This window comes from Cupriavidus sp. H18C2, from assembly GCF_049393795.1.
Classification (GTDB): Bacteria; Pseudomonadota; Gammaproteobacteria; order Burkholderiales; family Burkholderiaceae; genus Cupriavidus; species Cupriavidus pauculus_C.
Genome location: NZ_CP186010.1, coordinates 2987554 through 3001877 on the forward strand (window position 1 = coordinate 2987554; position 14324 = coordinate 3001877).

General features: G+C 66.8%; 11 protein-coding genes. 5 read left to right on the forward strand and 6 right to left on the reverse strand.

Annotation, left to right across the window (positions count from 1 at the left end; translation table 11 throughout):
- Nucleotides 1-75: 75 nt before the first annotated feature.
- Nucleotides 76-2259, reverse strand: coding sequence for an ATP-dependent DNA helicase RecG (gene recG, locus EPAKOI_RS13540; RefSeq protein ID WP_423192408.1), 2184 nt, complete (start codon nucleotides 2257-2259; stop codon nucleotides 76-78).
- Between the two features lie 178 nt (nucleotides 2260-2437).
- On the opposite strand from recG, the gene queA reads away from it, so the two are divergent.
- The 5 genes from queA to secF all read left to right on the forward strand — a co-directional run bounded on the left by queA (nucleotide 2438) and on the right by secF (nucleotide 8259).
- Nucleotides 2438-3490, forward strand: a complete 1053-nt coding sequence (gene queA, locus EPAKOI_RS13545) for a tRNA preQ1(34) S-adenosylmethionine ribosyltransferase-isomerase QueA (RefSeq protein ID WP_124683310.1) — start codon at nucleotides 2438-2440, stop codon at nucleotides 3488-3490.
- Between the two features lie 20 nt (nucleotides 3491-3510).
- On the forward strand, nucleotides 3511-4641 hold the full coding sequence (gene tgt / locus EPAKOI_RS13550) for a tRNA guanosine(34) transglycosylase Tgt (RefSeq protein WP_313835301.1): 1131 nt from the start codon (nucleotides 3511-3513) through the stop codon (nucleotides 4639-4641).
- 219 nt (nucleotides 4642-4860) lie between these two features.
- Entirely contained in the window at nucleotides 4861-5187 is a 327-nt protein-coding gene (gene yajC, locus EPAKOI_RS13555; RefSeq protein ID WP_124683308.1) for a preprotein translocase subunit YajC, read from the forward strand.
- 210 nt (nucleotides 5188-5397) lie between these two features.
- On the forward strand, nucleotides 5398-7263 hold the full coding sequence (gene secD / locus EPAKOI_RS13560; protein WP_124683307.1) for a protein translocase subunit SecD: 1866 nt from the start codon (nucleotides 5398-5400) through the stop codon (nucleotides 7261-7263).
- Nucleotides 7264-7287: 24 nt separating this feature from the next.
- Nucleotides 7288-8259: a protein translocase subunit SecF gene (gene secF, locus EPAKOI_RS13565; protein ID WP_313835302.1), complete on the forward strand. Its 972-nt coding sequence runs from the start codon at nucleotides 7288-7290 to the stop codon at nucleotides 8257-8259.
- Between the two features lie 142 nt (nucleotides 8260-8401).
- On the opposite strand, the gene EPAKOI_RS13570 is transcribed toward secF, so the two are convergent.
- From EPAKOI_RS13570 to EPAKOI_RS13590, 5 genes are all read right to left on the reverse strand, one after another.
- Nucleotides 8402-9394 carry a response regulator gene (locus tag EPAKOI_RS13570; RefSeq protein ID WP_423192409.1) on the reverse strand — a complete coding sequence of 331 codons (993 nt, stop codon included), beginning with the start codon at nucleotides 9392-9394 and terminating at the stop codon, nucleotides 8402-8404.
- On the reverse strand, nucleotides 9391-10521 hold the full coding sequence (locus tag EPAKOI_RS13575) for a hybrid sensor histidine kinase/response regulator (RefSeq protein WP_313835394.1): 1131 nt from the start codon (nucleotides 10519-10521) through the stop codon (nucleotides 9391-9393). The genes EPAKOI_RS13570 and EPAKOI_RS13575 overlap by 4 nt, the downstream gene beginning before the upstream one ends.
- Before the next feature lie 10 nt (nucleotides 10522-10531).
- Nucleotides 10532-11941, reverse strand: a complete 1410-nt coding sequence (locus tag EPAKOI_RS13580; RefSeq protein ID WP_253700000.1) for a sensor histidine kinase — start codon at nucleotides 11939-11941, stop codon at nucleotides 10532-10534.
- Nucleotides 11913-13304 carry a class I SAM-dependent methyltransferase gene (locus tag EPAKOI_RS13585; RefSeq protein WP_124683303.1) on the reverse strand — a complete coding sequence of 464 codons (1392 nt, stop codon included), beginning with the start codon at nucleotides 13302-13304 and terminating at the stop codon, nucleotides 11913-11915. Before EPAKOI_RS13585 ends, EPAKOI_RS13580 begins: the two co-directional genes overlap by 29 nt.
- Before the next feature lie 393 nt (nucleotides 13305-13697).
- Nucleotides 13698-14288 carry a YceI family protein gene (locus tag EPAKOI_RS13590; protein ID WP_124683302.1) on the reverse strand — a complete coding sequence of 197 codons (591 nt, stop codon included), beginning with the start codon at nucleotides 14286-14288 and terminating at the stop codon, nucleotides 13698-13700.
- Between the last annotated feature and the right edge of the window lie 36 nt (nucleotides 14289-14324).

Genomic DNA, 14324 nt, shown 5'->3' on the forward strand with positions numbered 1-14324 from the left:
CGTCTGTCAGATCGCAGAAGCAATGTCAGTCTTGCGCCACTTTTTCGGACTGATCAGATAGGGAGCGGGCGCAACCTACGCCTTCAGGAAGTGCTCGCGTCCGCCCAGCCAGCGCGACAGATGGGCCTCCACGGCCTCCGGGAACTGCGCCAGCATCATTTCGGCGGCCGCCTGCGCATAGTCCACCAGCCACGCGTCGGTCTCCAGATCGGCAAAGCGCAGCATCGCCTCGCCAGACTGCCGCGCACCCAGGAATTCGCCCGGCCCGCGGATCTGCAGGTCGCGCCGGGCGATCTCGAACCCGTCGGTGGTCTCGCGCATCGTCGCCAGCCGTTCACGCGCGTTGGGTGACAGCGGCGCCTGATACATCAGCAGGCAGACCGATTCGGCGCTGCCCCGCCCCACCCGGCCGCGCAACTGGTGCAGCTGCGCCAGCCCGAAGCGCTCGGCATGCTCGATCACCATCAGCGAGGCGTTGGGTACGTCCACGCCCACCTCGATCACGGTCGTCGCCACCAGCACGTGCAGCCGGTTGGCGCTGAAGTCGTCCATCACGGCCGCCTTCTCGGCCGGCGGCAGGCGGCCGTGGACCAGCCCCACGCGCAGGTCCGGCAGCGCGGCCATCAGCGTTTCGTACGTTTCCTGCGCGGTCTGAAGCTGCAGCGCCTCGCTTTCCTCGATCAGCGGGCAGACCCAGTAGACCTGGCGGCCCTCGGCCGCGGCGTGGTGGACGCGCTCGATGACCTCGTCGCGCCGCGCATCGTTGACCAGCCGCGTGACGATTGGCGTGCGGCCCGGCGGCAATTCGTCGATCACGGACACGTCCAGGTCCGCGTAGTAGGTCATGGCCAGCGTGCGCGGGATCGGCGTGGCCGACATCATCAACTGGTGCGGCACCTTCTCGTCGACCGGCCCCGGCGCGCCGGGCTCGCCGGCCTTGCCGCGCAGCGCCAGCCGCTGGGCCACGCCGAAGCGGTGCTGCTCGTCGACCACGGCCAGCCCCAGGTTGGCAAACTTCACGCCGTCCTGGATCAGCGCGTGGGTGCCGATCACGAGCCGCGCCTCGCCCGATTCAGCGCGCGCCACGGCCTCGCGCCGGAGCTTGGCCTTGAGGCTGCCGGCCAGCCAGGCCACGGGCACGCCCAGCGGCTCCAGCCACGCCGACAGCTTGCGGAAGTGCTGCTCGGCCAAAATTTCCGTGGGCGCCATCAACGCGGCCTGGTAGCCGGCGTCGATGGCCTGGCACGCGGCCAGCGCGGCGACGATGGTCTTGCCGCTGCCCACGTCGCCCTGCAGCAGCCGGTGCATCGGATGGGGGCGCGCCATGTCCGCCGCGATCTCCTCCACCACGCGCGCCTGCGCGCCGGTGAGCCGGAACGGCAGCGCCGCCAGGAAGCGCGTCAGCAGGCCATCGTCCCGGCGCAGCATCGATGGGGCATTCTTCTCGCGCCGCGCGGCCTGCGAGCGGCGCAGCGAGATCTGCTGCGCCAGCAGTTCGTCGAACTTGATGCGCACCCAGGCCGGATGCGAGCGGTCGGCCAGCGCCGCCTCGCTTTCCTGCGGCGGCGGGTTGTGCAGCAGGCGCAGGCAATCGGGCAGCGGCGCCAGCTTCAGCGATGCCAGCGGGCCGCGCAGCACCGCCTGGGGCAGCGTCTCCGGCATCGGCGTGCGCGACATCGCCCCGCCGATGGCCTTGCGCAGGTACGCCTGCGAGATGCCGGCGGTGGCGGGATAGACCGGGGTCAGGCGGTCGGGCAGCGGCTCGTCGGGGGTCACGGGGCGCACGGTCGGATGGACCATCTCGGCGCCGAAGAACCCGCCGCGCACCTCGCCACGCACGCGCAGCCGCATGCCTTCGGCCATCTGCTTGGTCTGGCTGCCATAGAAATTCAGAAACCGCAGCGTCAGCTCGCCGGTGTCGTCGGCAATCTTCACCACAAGCTGGCGGCGCGGGCGGAACGTGACCTCGTTCGACACCACCTCGCCCTCGACCTGCGCGGCCAGGCCCATGCCGGCGCGGCGGATGGCGTCGCGGATCGGCTCCAGCGTGGTTTCGTCCTCGTAACGCAGCGGCAGGTGCAGCACCAGGTCAACCGGGCGCCGCAGGCCCAGCTTGGCCAGCCGGGCCATGGCGGATGACGGCTTGGCCTTGTCCGCCGCCCCGGTGCCCGGCTTGCCGGCCTGTCCTGCGGCGGGCCGGGCCGGCTTGGCGGCGGCGGGCGCGGGGTCGTCTAGGGGGTCGGTGGCGGTGCCTGGCATCAGCGCGGAAATATGAAAGTCACAAGCGGGGCGCGGGCGAAGCCGGCCGCCCAAGCCTTACAATGTCGGATTCGCCGATTGTACCCATGCCGTACCGATCACTGCGGCGGCACCGCGCAAGGACTGCCGCCCAGCCCCCTATTGCCTTCGGTACGGCGCTGCCTTGCCCGCTGAACCCATGCTGACCCTGTCCGATTTCGATTTCCCGCTGCCGCCCGAACTGATCGCGCAGTCCGCCCTGCCCGACCGCAGCGCCAGCCGCCTGCTGGTGGTGGAACGGACAGCGCCCGCCGATACCGCCGACGCCGTGCGGCTGGTGGACCGCGCGTTCAGCGACATCCTGGACTACCTGCGCCCGGAAGACCTGCTCGTCTTCAACGACACGCGCGTGATCAAGGCGCGCTTTTTCGGCCAGAAGCCCAGCGGCGGCCGCGTGGAGGTGCTGGTCGAGCGCGTGGTGGACACCCACACGGTGCTGGCCCAGGTGCGGGCCTCGAAGACGCCCGCCGAAGGCAGCCAGCTCCTGCTGGCCGATGACGCCTTCGCGGTCACGGTGGGGCCGCGCGTCGACCAGTTCTTCACGCTGCACTTTCCCGAGCCGGCGCTGGACCTGATCGAGCGCTACGGCCGGCTGCCGCTGCCGCCGTACATCACGCACGACCCCGACGCCTACGACGAGACGCGCTACCAGACCGTCTACGCGCGCAACCCCGGCGCCGTGGCCGCGCCCACGGCCGGCCTGCATTTCGACGACGCGCTGTTCGCGCGGCTGGACGCCGCCGGCATCCGCCGCGCGTTCCTGACGCTGCACGTGGGCGCCGGCACGTTCCAGCCGGTGCGCACCGAGAACCTGGCCGAGCACAAGATGCATTCGGAGTGGTACAGGATCACCCCCGAACTGGCCGATGCCGTGCGCGAAACCCGCGCGCGCGGCGGCCGGGTCATCGCCGTGGGCACCACGTCGCTGCGCGCGCTGGAATCGGCCGCGGCCCCGGACGGCACGCTGCACGCGGGCCACGGCGACACCGACATCTTCATCACCCCCGGCTACCGCTTCCGCGCGGTGGACGCGCTGATCACCAACTTCCACCTGCCGAAGTCGACGCTGCTGATGCTGGTGTCGGCGCTGGCCGGCGTGGAAGCCATCCGCGCCGCCTACCGCCACGCCGTGGCACAGCGCTACCGCTTCTTCAGCTACGGCGACGCCATGCTGCTGACCCGCCGCGACTGACCGCATCCGAGAACCGAATCATGCTGAACTTCGAACTGCTGACCACCGATGGCAACGCGCGCCGCGGCCGCGTCACGCTGAACCATGGCGTCGTGGAAACGCCAATTTTCATGCCCGTGGGCACCTACGGGTCGGTCAAGGCGATGTCGCCGCTGGAGCTGAACGAGATTGGCGCCCAGATCATCCTGGGCAACACGTTCCACCTGTGGCTGCGCCCCGGCCTGGACGTGGTCGAGACGCACCAGGGCCTGCACAAGTTCGTCGGCTGGGACAAGCCCATCCTGACCGATTCGGGCGGCTTTCAGGTGTTTTCGCTCGGAGAACTGCGCAAGATCACCGAGGAAGGCGTCACGTTCGCGTCGCCGGTGAATGGCGACAAGCTGTTCCTGTCGCCCGAGATCTCGATGCAGATCCAGCGCACGCTGAACTCGGACATCGTCATGCAGTTCGACGAATGCACGCCGTACGAGATCGACGGCCGCCCCGCCACGCACGACGAGGCGGCCCGGTCCATGCGGATGAGCCTGCGCTGGGCCAAGCGCTCGCGCGACGAATTCGACCGGCTGGCCAATCCCAACGCGCTGTTCGGCATCGTCCAGGGCGGCATGTTCGAGGACCTGCGCGACGAGTCGCTGGCCGGGCTGTCGGAGCTGGACTTCCATGGCTACGCCATCGGCGGGCTGTCGGTCGGCGAACCCAAGGCCGACATGATGCGGGTGCTGGAGCACGTGGGCCCGCGCCTGCCGGCCCACAAGCCGCACTACCTGATGGGCGTGGGCACGCCGGAAGACCTGGTGGCCGGCGTGGCGCACGGCGTGGACATGTTCGACTGCGTGATGCCCACGCGCAACGCGCGCAACGGCTGGCTGTTCACCCGCTTTGGCGACGTGAAGATCCGCAACGCCGCGCACCGCAACGATCCGCGCCCGCTGGACGAGCAGTGCGGCTGCTACACCTGCCGCAATTTCTCGCGCGCCTACCTGCACCACCTGCACCGGGTGGGCGAAATCCTGGGCGCGCGGTTGAACACCATCCACAACCTCTATTACTACCTGGAATTGATGCGCGAAATGCGCACCGCCATCGAAGAACATCGCTTCGAGGCGTTCCGCCGCCGGTTTGCCGAAGACCGGGCGCGCGGCACCAGATGACATTGTTTTAAGGATCAGACAGGCAGCGCGAACTTTTGGCCCGCAGCCTGTCGAATCACTGCCCGCGCCGGGGTTGCGCGGGGCGCTTCTGCTTCGTCTGCAAAGTACTTGCAAAGCACCCGAACAAACCCGTAATTCGCCCTAGAATGCCAAGGCGGGACAACAACCGGGTGATAGAATGCCCGATTCCCTGATTGACCTTTGTGACGGAGAAGTAACGTGCTGATTTCGAACGCTTTTGCGCAGACCGCCGGTGCCGGCGGCGCGGCCGGTGGCCTCATGAGCTTCCTGCCGATCATCCTGATGTTCGCGGTGCTGTGGTTCATCATGATCCGCCCGCAGATGAAGCGCCAGAAGGAAGCGAAGGCAATGCTGGAAGCGCTGGCCAAGAACGACGAAGTCGTCACCGCCGGCGGCATCCTGGGTCGTGTCACGAAGGTCAACGAGAATTACGTGACGCTGGAAGTGGCCGAAGGCATGGAAATCACCGTGCAGAAGAACGCCGTGACCAACGTACTGCCCAAGGGCTCGCTGAAGTCGCTCTGATCGGGACGGTCTCCTCCTCCTGATCCGGCACACGTCGAGTGGCGCCCCGTCGCTACGCCGACCCTGCCCTGCGCAGCCGCCTGAACCAGCCCGGCGGGTCCTCCCGGACCCGTGTCGGGGCTGCCAGGCGGCTGTTTGCCAACCGGTCCGCCGAACCGGCGCGCGTTTTGCGCGGCTTGTCGGCATGCCAACCGCAATGACTGGCCAAAGATGAATCGCTATCCGCTTTGGAAATACATCGTGATCCTGGTGGCCCTGGCCATCGGCATCATCTACACCCTGCCGAATTTCTTCGGCGAGGCCCCTGCTGTCCAGGTATCGTCCGCCAAGGCGACGGTCAAGGTGGACCTCTCCATGCAGAAGCAGGTGGAGGACATCCTGGCCCAGCACCAGCTGCAGCCCGACGGCGTGTTCTTTGACGTCGCCGGCCAGTCGGGCTCGGTCAAGGCCCGCTTCCGCACCACGGACGAGCAATTGAAGGCCAAGGACGCGCTGACCCGCGCGCTGAACCCCGACGCCAACGACCCGACCTACGTGGTGGCGCTGAACCTGCTGTCGGGCTCGCCCCGGTGGCTGACGTCGCTGCACGCGCTGCCGATGTACCTGGGCCTGGACCTGCGCGGTGGCGTGCACTTCCTGCTCCAGGTGGACATGAAGGGCGCCGTCGACAAGAAGCTGGACAGCCTGTCCGGCGACACGCGCACGCTGCTGCGCGACAAGAACGTGCGCCACGGCGGCATCGACCGCGACGGCGACCGCCTGACCGTGCGCTTCAGCAACGCCGACGACGCCAACCGCGCGCGCGGCATCCTGGCCGACAACCTGCGCGAACTGGCGTTCTCGATCGACGGCAACAACGTCGTGGGCGTGTTCACCGAAGCGGCCCGCAAGGCCGTGCAGGACGCGGCGGTCAAGCAGAACATCACCACGCTGCACAACCGCGTGAACGAGCTGGGCGTGGCCGAGCCGGTGATCCAGCAGCAGGGCGCCGACCGCATTGTCGTGCAGCTCCCGGGCGTGCAGGACACCGCCAAGGCCAAGGACATCATCGGCCGCACCGCCACGCTGGAAGCGCGCCTGGCCGATCCGGACGCGCCGCGCAACCCGCGTCCGGGCGATCCGGTGCCGTTTGGCGACGAACTGTTCACCCAGGGCAATGGCGCGCCGGTGATCCTGCGCAAGCAGGTGATCTTCACGGGCGACCGCATCGAGAGCGCGTCGGCCGGCTTCGACCAAAACCAGCGTCCGTCCGTCAACATCAAGCTCGACGCCCAGGGCGGCCGCGTGCTGCGCGACGTGTCGCGCGAGAACATCGGCAAGCCGATGGGCATCGTCCTGTTCGAAAAGGGCAAGGGCGAAGTGCTGACCGTGGCGACGATCCAGTCCGAACTCGGCTCCAGCTTCCAGATCACCGGCTCGTACTCGACCGAGGCCGCGAACGACCTGGCGCTGCTGCTGCGCGCCGGCTCGCTGGCCGCCCCGATGGAGATCATCGAGGAACGGACCATCGGCCCGTCGCTGGGCGCCGACAACATCAGGAAGGGCTTTGACTCGGTGGCCTACGGTTTTGCCGCCATCGCCGTCTTCATGGTGCTGTACTACATGCTGTTCGGGCTGTTCTCGGTGGCCGCGCTGGGCATCAACCTGCTGCTGCTGATTGCGGTGCTGTCGATGCTGCAGGCCACGCTGACGCTGCCCGGCATCGCGGCCATCGCGCTGGTACTGGGCATGGCCATCGACGCCAACGTGCTGATCAACGAGCGGATCCGCGAGGAACTGCGCGCGGGCGCGTCGCCGCAGATGGCCATCGCCATCGGCTTCGACCGCGCCTGGGCCACCATCCTGGACTCCAACGTGACCACGCTGATCGCCGGCCTGGCGCTGCTGGCCTTCGGCTCGGGCCCGGTGCGCGGCTTTGCCGTGGTGCACTGCCTGGGCATTCTGACGTCGATGTTCTCGGCGGTGTTCTTCAACCGCGGCCTGGTCAACCTCTGGTACGGCCGCAAGAAGAAGCTCCAGAGCCTGGCCATCGGCCAGATCTGGAAGCCGGACGCCGACGCGCCGGTGGCCAAGTAAGCCAGGACACATCAGGACAACATCATGGAATTCTTCCGCATCAAGCGCGACATTCCGTTCATGAAGCACGCGTTGATCTTCAACGTGGTCTCCTTCCTGACGTTTGCCGCCGCTGTCTTCTTCCTCTGGCAAAAGGGCCTGCACCTGTCGATCGAATTCACCGGCGGCACGGTGATGGAGGTCAACTACCAGCAGGCCGCCGACCTGGAGAAAATCCGGGGCCAGGTGGGCAAGCTGGGCTACACCGACGTACAGGTGCAGAACTTTGGCACCTCGCGCGACGTGATGATCCGCCTGCCGCTGCAGAAGGGTCCGGACGGCAAGCCCGTCACGTCGGCCCAGCAGAGCGAACAGGTGATGGGCGCGCTGACCGCCGCCGCGCCCGACGTGAAGCTCCAGCGCGTGGAGTTCGTCGGCCCGCAGGTCGGCAAGGAGCTGGCCACCGACGGCCTGCTGGCGCTGCTGTGCGTGGTGGCCGGCATCGTGATCTACCTGTCGTTCCGCTTCGAGTGGAAATTTGCAGTGGCCGGCATCATCGCCAACCTGCACGACGTGGTGATCATCCTGGGCTTCTTCGCGTTCTTCCAGTGGGAGTTCTCGCTGTCGGTGCTGGCGGCCATCCTGGCCGTGCTGGGCTACTCGGTGAACGAGTCGGTGGTGATCTTCGACCGGATCCGCGAGGCCTTCCGCAAGTACCGCAAGATGAGCACGCGCGAGGTGATCGACCACGCCATCACCAGCACGATGTCGCGCACGATCATCACCCATGGCTCGACCGAAATGATGGTGCTGTCGATGTTCTTCTTCGGCGGCCCGACGCTGCACTACTTCGCGCTGGCGCTGACGGTTGGTATCCTGTTCGGCATCTACTCGTCGGTGTTCGTGGCCGCAGCGCTGGCCATGTGGCTCGGCGTGAAGCGCGAGGACCTGGTCAAGGGCGAAAAGAAGGCCGACGTGACGGACCGCAACGACCCGAACTACGGGGCACAAGCCTGACGGACTCCGTCGCGCGGCATGAAAAAAGGCACCTGCGGGTGCCTTTTTCTTTGGGTGCCGCGCCCTTGGCATCAGTTCCTGAACCTGATGGTCAAGGTGAGCAAGCGCGGGACTTCAACGCTGCAACAACAGCCGGACCGCCCTACGCCTCCGTCAACTCCTCGATCCACACCGCCAGCCGGTCGGCCGAGAACGATTCGGTGCGGGGGGTGGTGCGGGCCGAGATGGCGTCGCCTTCGCGTACGAGTTGCAGGGCGCCGCCTGCTTCTTCGAGCCACAGCAAGGCGGCCAGCCAGCCGGCGTGCTCGGGCGATACCTCTTCGGCTACCGGCCGGGAGACGAACTCGTTGAGCGTGGCGGGCGAGGTCCAGGTGACCACGTCGCCGTCGCGGCGCACGCTGGCGCCCAGCGATTCCGCCAGCACGGCGGCCACGTCGCCCGCGCCGCGGTTAGCGGTGCGCAGGGCGGCCAGCTTGTTGCTGACGGCGTGGCCGAACGATCCGCTGCGTTTGCTTTCGGCGCCTACCAGGTCTGCGTAGTCCAGGCGCTGCCAGTCCGGCTCGGCGTTCCTGGCGCCGGCCAGCGACGTGCCGGACAGGTAGGTTTCCACCGGCTGGAAGCGGCCCGGGCCGATCAGGCTGGCGCACAGCGCGTGGATCATTCCGACCCGCGTGGCGACGGTCTGCTTCTGCAGCACCATCAGCTTCTCGCGCACCAGCTGGTCACGTTCCTTGCGCAGTCCGGACAGTTCCAGCGCCTGCTTCAGCTCCATGCGCAGCGCGGTGATGTCCCACGGCTTCTTGATATAGCGATGGATCTGGCCCTGGTTCACGGCCTCGACGGTCTGGTCCAGTTCCGAATAGGCCGTGGTCAGGATCCGCACGATATGCGGATAGCGCTCGCGCGCGTAGCGCAGCAGTTCGTTGCCGTACTCGCCGGGCATGCGCTGGTCGGACACCAGCACGGCCAGGCTGTCGGCGTGGGCGTCGAGCAGCGTCTTGCCCTCCTCCACGGACTGGCCGGTCACCACCGGCGCAAGCTGGCCGATGGCCCGCTGGAAATACTTGACCGCAGTCGCTTCGTCGTCGACGAACAGAATCGCCGGGGGTGCCTGCGTAGTATTCGGTTCGCTCATCGATCACTCCTGTGCATACGATTCTTGAAATTGGGGAAATCGAGGGTAACGGTCGTGCCGGCGCCCGAGGCCGACGCAATCCGGATGCCGCCACCGAAGGACTGCATCACCCGGTTGCAGAAAATCATGCCCATGCCACTGCCGCCCGCCGACGCATGCGTGGTCACCGGATCCACCAGCAGCCGGCCCATGACCTCGGGCGGGATGCCGGGCCCGTTGTCGGCGATGCGGATCTCGGGCCGGTCGCCAGCCACCACCACAAAACGTAGCGAGGGGGCACTCACATCGGCCAGAGCGCGCAGCGCATTGCTCATGACCGACGACAGCACCAGCGCCACGCAGTTCGGCAGCGTGGGCACGGGGAAGTCGCCCTCCATCTCCACGTGCACCCAGCTACGCTGGTTATCGGCAAAAGGATAGGTATCCAGCAGGGATGCGACGAGCGCCCCCGCGCTGACCTCCTGTCCGACACCGCGCGCCGGCACCGCCCCGCCGGCGCTGCTGCGCACCGACTGCAGGAACGACGACAGCACCGCCAGGCAATACTGGGCGTTGTCATGCATGGCACTGGCTGCCCGCCCGATCTCGGCCTGCCGCGCCTCGCTGTATTCGCCGCCCACGCGCGACTCGATGCCGAGCGCGAAATTGGCGATCGCCGCGAGCGGCGTGTTCAGTTCATGCGCCAGGAACGCCAGCGTCTCGTCGATGGCCATCAGCCGCTGCTGGCGCACCGCGCGTTCGCGGTAGCGCTCGCCGGCCAGGCGCAGGATGTCCCGCACGTCGGCCACGCCGATGGGCTTTTCCAGGATCCGGAACACCTCGCCGGTGTTCACGGTCTCCAGCAGCATGTCCTTGTCGGCATAGGCCGTGACCAGGATGCGCACGATCTGGGGGAATTCCTGCGCCACCTGCCGTAGCAGGTCGCCGCCGTCGCGGCCGGGCATGCGGAAATCGGTCACCAGCACCGAGATGCGCGCGTGGTGCGCGCGCAGGATGCCGACGGCCTCGTCGGCGCCGGTGGCCGACAACACCTCGTACTCGCTACCGACCGCGCGCGCGAAATACTTGCAGGCCATCTCCTCGTCGTCGACGTAGAGAATGGTGGGCCGCGTCTGCGTGGTGTCCATCGTCACTGCCTTACTCCGCCCGCGGGAGGTCGAAACTGAAGGCGGCCCACTGGCCGACCTCGCTTTCGGCGAACAGCACCCCGCCGTGGCGCTCGATCACCGCATAGCTGATCGACAGCCCCAGGCCCAGCCCCTGCCCCACTTCCCGCGTCGTGAAGAACGGCTCGAACACGCGTGCCAGGTGCTCGGGCGCGATGCCCGGGCCGTTGTCCTTGACCGTCACGTGCAGGCGCTTTTCCTGCCAGCGCACCGTGGTATGGATGGCCGGCTCCTTGGTGCCGGCCTTGCGCATCGCCAATGCGGCGTTCGAGAACAGGTTGATCAGCACGCCGATAATGGCGGCTTCGTCGCCCATCACCAGCGTGTCGTCGGGCATCTCGCGCGTCATCTTGACGCCGCGCAATTCGTGCGCGGTCAGGCGCTGCGACGAATCCAGCGCCTTCTCGAACAGGAACGGCGTGCCTTCCACCTCGGCCCCGGGCTTGCGGTAGGCAAAGGTCTTCAGGTCGGACACGATATGCTGGATGCGCTGCATGCCCTGCTTGGCATCGACCAGGCACTCTTCCAGCATCGGCTCGGACTTGGCCGCCGGCTCCTCCATGGCCACCTCGATGGCCATCAGGCAGAAGTTCACGGGGTTGTTCACCTCGTGCAGCAGGCCGGCCGCCAGCGTACCGATGGCCGCCATCTTTTCCTGCTGGAGCATCTGGCCCTTGATGTCGACGAGCTTGCGGTTGATGACTTCCAGCTCGGTATTCTTGTCCGCCACCTCGGCCTTGAGCCGGAACAGCATGAAGCGCGCCCGTTCGTTGAAGAACGTGTACACGCCGCTGGCCGCCGCCGCGAACAGCAGGAACAGCGAGTTGACGATAAACGTGCCCATCGGCTCGATACCGCCGGGGTGCAGCAGGCAGGCCGCGGCGTAGAGCACGTACGACAGGATGCCGAACACCAGGTTCTGCCATAGCCCGAACGGCAGCGCGATGCCCGACGCGAAGATCGCCAGGTTCAGGCCGACGTAGTACGGCGATTCCACCCCTTCGGTGCGCGAGATCATCCAGGCGATCATGATCTGCGGCAGCAGCAGCCACGTCATGGTCAGCCACGGCGCAAAGCGGCGGCCGGCCTGGCTGTACAGCGCCACCACCACGCCGGCGATCAGCAGCGACACCAGCACGCGGGCGATGGCGAACGGCACCTGCAGGTGCGGATACTGGCCGTAGTCGAGCCCCACGCCCAGCATCACCAGCGCGATGGCCGTGTACGCCCCGCCCCGGCTGAACGCCAGGCGGAAGTCGGCCAGTTCGGACTGGTAGCCGGCGTAGAGCTGGTTCGAGCTGACGGGCCTGGCCGCCGGCGCCGCCTCTTCGGCGTCCGCCACGTCGGCCACGTCAGCTGACAGTGGCTTCGGCGAAGACATTGACGCCGGTTTCATCGACATAAAGTCGGTGGGCATGCGAGTTCTCCGGCAAGACCGAGGTCATCCCTGCCTCGTCTCGGTAGATCAGATACCACTCCAGCAGGTGTTCCATCCCGAACTTCTCGGGGTTGTCGGAGTGGACGTTGGTGACCAGCAACTGGCCGCCCGGCCGCGAGCGCGACGCAAAATACTGCAGCAGCCGCGCGCAGACCTTATCGGACAGGTAGTCGAACAGCCCGGCGCAGTAGACGGCGTCGAATTCGCGCAGGCTCGGGTCGTCCATCGCAATGCGGCGCTTGAGCAGGTCGTGCACGGACTGGTGCACCATCTCCACCGACACCTTGCGGCCGGCGCCCGCCGCCGAGCGCTCCACGGAGGCGCGGGTGTATTCCAGCGTTTCCTCGCTGAAGTCGATCAGCTGGAACGACAGCAGCTCGGGATTCGGGTATTCACGGACAAAGCGCTGGATCTCGAACGCCGGGCCGCAGCCCACGTTGAGCACCCGGAACGGCCGCCCCTCGGCCCGCGCGCGTTCGGCCTGCCGGGTCAGGAAGTCGACCAGCAGGTCGATCCGGTTGCGGTGGGCCGTGGCCACCGCCGCCTTCAGGAAGGCGGTATTGACGATCTGGAAGTAGGTGGTGGGACCCTGCTGCGGATCGCTCAGGATCTGGTTCACCATCTCGTAGTCGCCCGCGTAGCCGAGCGGCTTGGTGAACGTGCGGTAGACGAACGGCGCGCGCAGCAGCAGCGGGTGCAGCGCCGCCTGGGCGTAGGTACGGTGCACGGGCGCCAGTTCCTGGTCCACCCGCTTGGCCTCGTCCTCCAGCCAGTCGAGGTAAGTCTTCACCTTGCCCATCAGCGGCGTGGCCAGTTCGTAGAACACGTCCTCGCGCAGCCGGCCTTCCTTCTTGGGCAGCGATTCGGTCAGGTCCACCTGTTCCACCCAGCGCGAGACTTCGGACAGGAACGCCCGCATCTCGTTGACCACGATCTGGTAGTCGCGCCGGATGTTGAAGCGGGTGTCCCAGTCCTGGACGAACAGCTCGGCCTCACGCGCGACCGATTTCGGTGCATCGTTGACGTCTGTCAGTTCGCGCCACTCGTCGATCAGTGTCAGCGACACCACCGCGGTCAGGCCGGTGTTCACCAGGCTCATGACCACGGCCTTGCCCAGGTAGGCGTTCTTCGCGCCCATCCGCACGCTCAGCTCGCTCAATACTTCGCTGACCTGGACAATCGAGTAGGGATTGTAGATTTCCATCACCAGCGACTTGCGCTGGAGATTGATGATCGTGCCCCGCACCTGCTCGCCCTGCGAGTTGCGGAAGCTAACTACCGGATCGATTTGCGTTTTGGAGTACACGGTATCGCGCCAGGGAAATCCGAGAAACGCTGCGGGACACGGCGCCAGCAGGCGTCGGCCGGGTACAGCTCAAGGCAAGGGTCTTGCGGCGAAACTACCTGTCAGGGAATGCAGCCAATGCTCATATCGATGCGCGTGACCAGTTGCGGGGCGCGCGCCGCCAGGGGTGTTTCGGGGACGGAGCGACGCCGCCCCAGAGGGTGGGACTGCGGCGACCCATTGTACTGTGGCAATTCTTCACCGCACAACAGTGCACCTGCTGCATGAAGTGGGGTATGCAAAGCGCAAAAAAAATGAGCCAACAGGATAGTTGGCTCATTTTTCTACTTTGTATTGGAGAAATAACATTTCTCCATGACGGCATCCGCCGGCGGCGGATGCGTCGCGGCATGATCAATCGGCCTTGACCGCTTCCACCTGGATGGCCAGGCTCACGTCCTGCTTGAAGCCGTACTTCACGCCGTAGTCGATGCCGAAGTCGGCGCGGTTGAAGTGGGCCACGGCGTCGGCGCCGCAGGCTTCACGCTTGAGCATCGGGTGCTGCATGCACTTGAATTCCTTGATCTCCAGCTTCACCGGCTTCGACACGCCCTTCAGCGTCAGCACGCCGTCCACTTCGGTCGGCACGTCGCCCTTGAACTTCGAGAACTTGCCCTTGTACGTGGCATCCGGGAACGCCTGCACGTCGAACATTTCCGGGCCCTTGGCGTGCTCGTTGAGCTTGCCGTTGCCGAAGTCGATCGACGCGGCGTCGATCTTGATGTCGACCGTGCCGGCCTTGCCAGCGCGGTCCAGCGTCACCACGCCGCTGGACTTGTCGAACTTGCCGCGCCACTTGGACAGGCCGCCCATGTGGTCGGCCTCGAAGCTCGGGTACGTGTGGGTCGGGTCGATGTTGTAGGTCGTGGCGGTCGCCATGGCGGCGCCGGCGGCGAACGTGGCGGAGGCAGCCGCGGCGGCGGCGATCAGGGTGCGCATCTTCATGTTGAGTCTCCCGTCAAAAAGTTGGAGAGGAAGGTC